Here is an 8119-nt window from a genome sequence, read left to right as displayed (position 1 = left end):
AAGAGCACGTCCTTACCGTAATCCTTGCCGTAGATATATGTATCGTTGCCTGCTCCGCCATAGAGGCCGTCATTGCCTGTGCCGCCGTCGATTGTATCAGCACCGCCGTTGCCGTTGAGGGTATCATTTCCTGTACCGCCGTTGATATAATCGTTGCCGCCTGTACCGTGGATAATATCGTCGCCCTCATAGCCGTATGCAGTACCACCGCCGAAGAACATCGGGATAGTTTCATCAGAATCTGTTCCTCTGATGTCAAGGAACGGGCTTCCTGCTTCTGCAACGCCAACAGTCTTATCCTCAAATACGAGTGTGAAGTCTCTGTAGCTTGAAGAGTATCTGAAGTCCTGGATAGTGAGTGTCTCGCCTGTCTCGATAACGTGAAGTATAGCATCATAGCCTGAGCTTGGATATACTACATATACATCTGTGCTCTTGAGATCCTTGAATACTATCTTGTTCTTGCCCGAGTTATCGAAGAGAACATCATTGCCGTAACCCTTGCCATAGATATATGTATCGTTGCCTGCACCGCCGTAGATACCATCGTTACCTGTACCGCCGTCGATAGTATCATCGCCGCCGTTGCCGTTGAGAGTATCATTACCTGCACCACCGACAATGAAATCGCTTCCGCCTGTACCGTTAATAACGTCATCGCCGTCGAAGCCGTATGCTGTACCATTTGCGAAGAACAGCGGCATCGACTCGCCGTTGTCTGTTCCTCTTACATCAAGGAACGGGCTTCCTGCTTCTGCAACGCCAACAGTCTTATCCTCAAATACGAGTGTGAAGTTTCTGTAGCTTGAAGAGTATCTGAAGTCCTGAAGAGTGAGTTTCTCACCTGTAGAAGCGATAGTAACGATCGCATCATAGCCAGAGGCAGGGAATGTTGCATATACATCAGTAGATCTAAGACCCTTGAATACGATCTTGTTAACTCCTGAATTATCGAATATAGCATCATTGCCGAAGCCTGCACCGTAGTAATATGTATCGTTTCCTGCACCACCGTTGAGCTGGTCATTTCCTGCACCGCCCATGATGACATCTGCCTGATTTGAACCGTTAATGGTCTCGCTTCCGCTTGTTCCGAGGTATACACCGCGTGATACAAATTCCTTGCTGAGTGCATTTGAGTACTTTGAATCGTATGAGAAGAACGAGTTGACATCAATAAGGATATCGTAATCTACCTCGCCCTCAATACCCATAGTTGCAAGATACTTGCAAACATCTGTGAGTATTGTCGAATCAGGATGTTTACCAAGTTCCTGCATTATAGCAATGTTCATAATGCCTGAATAGAACTTGCGCTTGCCTTCTTCGGTATTGTAAGGTACAAGGAGCTCTACATAAGGAGCTACTACCTTGCTTGTGAATGCTGTATAGTAATAATCGCTGATCTTGTTGTACATACCGTTGAGTATGCCTACAGCTGTAGAGTTCGGATTTGCGCCGTTTACACCAACGAAATTCTCACCCATGATAGTCTCGATAACATGGAGTCTTCTTGCGTCCATGCCGTTGCCTCTTGACTTAGGATCAATATTTAATGAACCTGACATAGTAAAGAGTATATTGTCAAGGCTCTCCATCTTTGAAGCAGCGTTCTCAGCATTCATGAAGCTCTCGATATAGCCTGCAAGAGTGCCGTCATCATACTTCAGAGCCTTTGCAAGTGAAGGCATATTACCGATATGTGCTATATCGAAGCCTTCCTTCTCAACATGGTCAACTTCCTGAGTATCATAAAGATTTGAAGTTGCCCAGAGAGCACCGAAATCACCGATATTGCCGTCAGCATATGTGAATGTTGAAGTTCCGTCGATAACAGACTCTGTACCTGTGTCGATCTTTTCTTCCTTAGCGATAGCAGAAATAGATACGATCTTGTGGTCTGCAAGTGTAGTGATCTCGTCTTCCTCGGATATACCGTTGTTGTTTGCATCTGTCCACAGGCGGAGCTTTGTGAATACAGAATCTTCCTTGTCGATGATTCCGTCACCGTTCTCATCGTACTGTCTGAGAGCTGCAAAGCCGTTCTCGGCATATTCGCCTGTTTCGTTGATATATGTTGTATCACCGAACAGCTCAGAACCTTCGTCGATAGTACCGTTGCCATTGCGGTCAAGTGCAAGGAATGCATCGCTCTTTGTCCAGTCGATCCTCTCCTTGAAGCCGTTGTTATCCTTATCGAAGTATACGCCCTCTGTCTTGTCGATGATCTCGAAGCCGTCATTGCCAAGGTCAAAGATGAGTGGATCTACGCGGACAACAGCTGATTTTGCACTGCTGTATCTGTCAACCAGATCATCAGGATGTAAAAGATCATAAAGGAATTCGCCAATTCCTTCAGCCCTATCTATCCAATCCTTGATTGGATGGAACTCGCCATCACCGTCAGTAGCGTCTCTTATAACATCACCAATCCACGCGCCTATAAATGCTGCGTCAATAGCAGCTGCTACTGCAAGGAAACCTGCTACTCCTCCTGCAACAGTTGCTGCAGCACCTCCTGTAGCAGTCATTCCACTTACAAGAGAAGATATACAAGGCGCAACTGCCTTAGGTAAAACATCGGCAACTACAGCCGTAGCAATTGTTCCAACTGTTGCTCCGCCAATTTGCCAATATGCTTGTTTATCAGATATTTCACCATTAGCGGCTTTTGCAACAATTGAACCTACTTCTAAAGCAAAACTTGCAGCTGTAAGTGCATTACCCGCACTACTCAAACTATTGGATGCATTTCCCCACTTAGCAGCATTACCAGTTTTACCAGCTTCTTTTATATAGCTATTATAATCCTTATAAATATCTAACAGTCCTGGTTTTTGCTCACCAAATCTCGTCCATAAATCCACATTTCGACTTATCAAGCCGGCTTTTGTTGCAATACCTGCTTTTAATCCGCTACACAAACCATTTCCAGAATCTGTGATAGTATAAATATCATCTAATATACCTTTACCATATGTAAAACCTTCAGCCAGAACAGAAGATTCTTTATTTGAGCCTGTTGTATTATTAGTGGTAGTTGTTGTATTTGTAGAATGTGTATTACCTGTGTTTATAGATGGAGTTACTGTAGTAGGTGTTGTATTAGTTGTACCTGTATTTGCAGTAGTTGTAGTAGTTGTGGTAGTGCCTGTTGTTGCAGGTGTGGTGGTGGTTGTTGGTGTTGTAGTGGTTGTTGGTGTCGTGGTAGTTGTTGGTGTCGTAGTGGTTGTTGGTGTGGTTGTGGTTGTTGGTGTCGTGGTAGTTGTTGGTGTCGTAGTGGTTGTTGGTGTGGTTGTAGTTGTTGGTGTTGTAGTGGTTGTTGGTGTCGTGGTAGTTGTTGGTGTCGTGGTAGTTGTTGGTGTTGTATCGTTATTTGTTGTAGTAGTTGGAGTGGTGGTTGTTGCAGGCTCAGGCTTATTATCAGTTGTTGTCGAAACAACTGTCTTATCATTATTTGATTGACCGTTGTTCTCCGGTATAACAACTGTATCAGGTTCTTTCTCATTCTCAGTTGGAATAACTATAGAATTGATTACGCCACCCTGCTCTTTAACAAGACCTATGATGTACGGATTGGTATATTCATATTCATAGCCAAAAGTCATTTGAGCGCCATTAATTAATCTTTCAAGTTCGGAAGGATTAATTTCAGCTGCTTCAATAAGCTCTAACTTGCTTTTTTCATCAATTACATCGCCATATTGTTTTAAAAAGTATATTGCATCTACAGAAAACTTCTGACGATCACTTAAATACTGGAGAACATTAGCATATTTTGAAAAATAATCTCCTTCTCCAAATCTTGTCAGATAGTCACTCGTACTTTCACCTGATTTTGGTTTAAGTACGCTTTCTCCTGTGTATTCCGTTGCTAACGCACCAATATACTCAGTTGTAACAAGAGCGGCGCTCTCAGGCAAATATCCAAGATATTTTGTAGCATTATAGCCCATCGAATACAGTTCGCCCTTAGTTACACCGTTAATGCTATTAACATTCTCATTAAGGAATGTAGAATTGAGGAGCGTTCTGTTCCAGATGCTGTAGATATCATCATCACTTACAAGTGCGATGACCTCAGGAGCTTTGCTCTTGTTTACGATCTCAGAGCATACGAAGTCCTTGATAGCAAGCTCGCCCTCGAAAGCCATACCGGTGCTTACGCCTTCGACAGAACCTTCATATACGAGTCCAAACCAATCACTTCCGACAGCATCAGCAACGACTGCCTTGAACTCATCGCTGTTTACGAGCTTTACTTCGTCGAGACCGCTCATTACAACGGCTTCGTTCTCCTTGTACCTGCCAAGAACTGAAGCGATCTGCTCATCAGTTGCTGTTTCGCTGAAGATAAGAGCCTTTCCGCTTACCTCTGAACTGAATGCAAAATTCTCTTTGAATTCAGCAACAAAGGCTTTTACCTGCTCTTCTGTCAGTTTTTCATCTTTGGATAAACCTTTGGACTCACGCCAGCCGTTTATCCATGTTAAAATAGATACTTCTGCTTCCATTTTTTCCCTCCATTGCTTATTTACGGGATTCTACATTATTTTTTCATCAGCAAATAATGTGCAAGTCCGGTTATTTATTACCTACTTGCTGCATTTACAGAGATCTGGAAATATAAACAAAAAGCCCCAATCACAGATTGAGGCTACAGTTATCTTAATATAATATCAGACACTCTTTGCAGTACTGACCCCTATTAGTATAATAAAACCATTCTCAATCCCATATCTATATCCGATCAGGCAATGCAGATACCTAATCAAATATTATTTTATACTATTCTGACCAAAAAGTCAACCACTTGTATATATTATTTGCAATTAAACAAAATTTAATATCTACATTTTACCATTGCATTATTTTATGCTTCTCACATTACATATCGCGCACTATGTGCTATTAAACGCTCACAAGCCAATCAGCAGCAGTTTGTGACATAAAAAAAACAAAATGGTGCAGTAAAGCAGTATCTCATATTACCATTACAAGTAAAAAATTCACATTGAATTTTCAAAATAATCTTATCTTTCAGCAAATGAAGCCAATTTCATTCTTCATTTTTCGGAAATTTTGATAGCATAGTTCATATAAAAAACTAACGCTCCGCATAAAGCGGAGCGTTGCGCTGCTGCATCAATGCAGCTTTCAGCGTCCCAAAGAGGAGTCGAACCTCCGGCCTACTGCTTAGGAGGCAGTCGCTCTATCCTACTGAGCTATTGGGACATAACCTAAATATTATTTTACCACATTTTTCTGCTCATTGCAAGTGCTGAAATATAATTTTATATTTTTACATAAAAGCCGTCCGAAGTTTTGCTCCGAACGGCTACGTTTTATTTTCTGTGACAGCTGTCTGCATGGGGACAGCCGCTGCAACTGCCGCAGCTGTTTCCGCTTTTATGTGATCTTATCATACTTCGCACCGCCCATGCAAGTACCGCAGCAATAAGTATTATCAGGATAATATCATAAATATTCATTCATATCACTCCACAAGCCATACATATGAGCTTTACTGCGAATGCTGCGATCCACGCTACAACGCACTGGAAAACGATCATTGTGAATGCCCATTTTTTTCCAAGCTCGCGCTTTACGGCTGCTATCGCCGCAACACACGGTGTATAGAGCAGACTGAATACAAGCATTGCCGCAGCCGCACCCGTTGTGACAGCTGCACCCAGACTTTCGCCGAAAAGCACTTCCATTGTGGATACGACACTTTCCTTAGCCATGAATCCGCTTATAAATGATGTGACTATACGCCAGTCTCCAAGTCCCAGCGGCTCAAAAACAGGGGCGAATACTCCTGCAACTACAGCAAGGATACTGTCCTCCGAATCCTTTACCATATCAAATTTAAAGCTGAAGTTCTGTAGGAACCATACAGCCACTGTTGCCATAAGAATGACTGAGAAAGCTCTTTGCAGGAAGTCCTTTGCCTTCTCCCAGAGCAGCTGGACAACATTTTTCGCACTGGGCAGCCTGTAATTCGGCAGTTCCATTACGAACGGAACAGCCTCACCGCGGAAAAGCGTTTTTCTGTAGAGAAGCGCTACTATTATTCCTGAAATTATTCCGAACACATATATACCAGCCATGATAAGTCCGCCGCGTCCCGGGAAGAACGCATTCACGAAGAATGCATATATCGGAAGCTTTGCCGTACAGCTCACAAAAGGCGTAAGGAGTATGGTCATCTTTCTGTCACGTTCACTCGGCAGCGTCCTCGTCGACATTACCGCAGGAACTGTACAGCCAAAACCTATAAGAAGCGGAACTATACTTCGTCCCGAAAGACCGATTTTTCGCAGGAGCTTGTCCATCACAAAGGCTACTCGCGCTATGTATCCGCTGTCCTCAAGCAGAGACAGGAAGAAAAACAGTGTAACAATAACAGGAAGGAAGCTCATGACACTTCCGACACCGGTGAAAATTCCGTCGATAACAAGTCCGTGGATAGTATCGTTGATATGCATACTTTTCAGCAGACTGTCTGCTGCTTCCGTGACCTTATCCACACCGACTTCAAGGAGTCCCTGGAGCCATGCTCCTATAACGTTGAACGTCAGAATGAATACCAGTATCATTATCATAATAAATGACGGGATAGCAGTATATTTTCCTGTCAGGAACTTGTCTATCCTTCGGCTGCGGATAGTTTCCCTGCTCTCGCGCGGCTTTACGACTGATTCCTCACAGACACGGTGTATGAACGCGAAGCGCATATCGGCTATCGAAGCGCTCCTGTCAAGACCGCGCTCCTTTTCCATCTGGCTTATGATATGTTCGAGCATATCCTTTTCATTATCGTCAAGGCGGAGCTGTTCAAGTATCAGCGCATCGCCCTCGACAAGCTTGCTTGCCGCAAATCTTACGGGTATCCCCGCACTGACAGCGTGATCCTCTATCAAGGCGATTATTCCGTGGAGACATCGGTGTACAGCGCCGTTCTTGTGCTGACCGTCGCAGAGATCCTGCTGAAGCGGCCTTTCCTGATAATGAGCTATATGCAGCGCATGGTCGATAAGCTCGTCAACGCCCTTGTTTTTGGAAGCTGATATCGGTACAACAGGTACACCGAGGAGATTCTCCATAGTGTTAATATCCACCGAGCCGCCGTTGCCTGTTACCTCGTCCATCATGTTCAGTGCAACGACCATTGGGATATTCATTTCAAGGAGCTGCATTGTCAGGTAGAGATTTCGCTCTATATTCGTTGCATCAACTATATTTATAATAGCTCTCGGCTTGCTGTCGAGTACAAAGTTTCGTGAGACTATCTCCTCGCTGCTGTAGGGCGACATGGAATAGATACCGGGAAGATCCGTGACCAGAGTATTAGGATACCCCTTTATAGGGCCGTCCTTGCGGTCTACGGTAACACCGGGAAAGTTTCCTACGTGCTGATTTGAACCCGTAAGGCGGTTGAAAAGCGTAGTTTTTCCGCAGTTCTGGTTGCCGACAAGAGCAAAAGTGAGCTGCGTACCCTCAGGAAGCGGGTCACCATCTCCTTTGGCATGGAATCTACCGCCCTCGCCGAGTCCCGGGTGGCTGGTTTTTGATTTTTTCTTTTTCTGCTCTGCTTCAGCAGTCTTTGTGTTTATAGGTCTGACAGCTATTTTATCAGCATCAGCAAGTCTCAGCGTCAGCGAATAGCCTCGTATACGAAGCTCCATAGGATCGCCCATGGGAGCGAACTTCTCCAGCGTGACCTCGACTCCCGGGATAACGCCCATATCGAGGAAATGCTGCCTGAGAGCTCCCTCACCGCCGACAACTTCAACAATAGCACTTTCGCCTGCTTTTAATTCCTTTAAAGTCATATTATACCTTCTTTGAAATTACATACTTATTAAATTATAGCACACTATTGAAGTTTTGTCATGCTAATATGGTTAGGAGGATATAACCTCTTTTCAGCAGCTATTTCACATAAATAAAAAAACTCCCATAAAGGGAGTTTTTCAGCCTGTCCACAAAGCCCCTCTGCGAGCAACGCAGAGGGGCTAATTACACAGAATATCAGGCAAAAACAAGATCAGAACACAAAAATGGGATATATACAGTATAAAACAACGAAGGCTGACGATCCTTTCTGAGGTGG

The 8119-nt window shown here is 44.0% G+C and carries 2 protein-coding genes, 1 tRNA gene and 1 pseudogene; all 4 read right to left on the bottom strand.

What is annotated here, in order from left to right:
• A pseudogene (locus tag K6G33_RS04655) lies at positions 1–4514 on the bottom strand (hypothetical protein); the annotation flags it as partial.
• Positions 4515–5161: 647 nt separating this feature from the next.
• Positions 5162–5235, bottom strand: a tRNA-Arg gene (locus K6G33_RS04650).
• A gap of 110 nt (positions 5236–5345) precedes the next feature.
• On the bottom strand, positions 5346–5492 hold the full coding sequence (locus K6G33_RS04645) for a FeoB-associated Cys-rich membrane protein (protein ID WP_296776784.1): 147 nt from the start codon (positions 5490–5492) through the stop codon (positions 5346–5348).
• Positions 5493–7838 carry a ferrous iron transport protein B gene (gene feoB, locus K6G33_RS04640; RefSeq protein WP_296776782.1) on the bottom strand — a complete coding sequence of 782 codons (2346 nt, stop codon included), beginning with the start codon at positions 7836–7838 and terminating at the stop codon, positions 5493–5495.
• Positions 7839–8119 lie beyond the last annotated feature (281 nt).

Source organism: Ruminococcus sp. (genome assembly GCF_024691275.1).
Lineage (GTDB): Bacteria > Bacillota > Clostridia > Oscillospirales > Ruminococcaceae > Ruminococcus.
The sequence above is the reverse complement of the archived record's forward strand: the minus strand, read 5'-3'. Positions and strand labels throughout refer to the sequence as shown.

Coding starts and splice junctions, on each gene's coding strand:
- K6G33_RS04645 (WP_296776784.1), bottom strand. CDS start 5,492: ATGAATATTTATGATATTATCCTGATAATACTTATTGCTGCGGTACTT.
- feoB (WP_296776782.1), bottom strand. CDS start 7,838: ATGACTTTAAAGGAATTAAAAGCAGGCGAAAGTGCTATTGTTGAAGTT.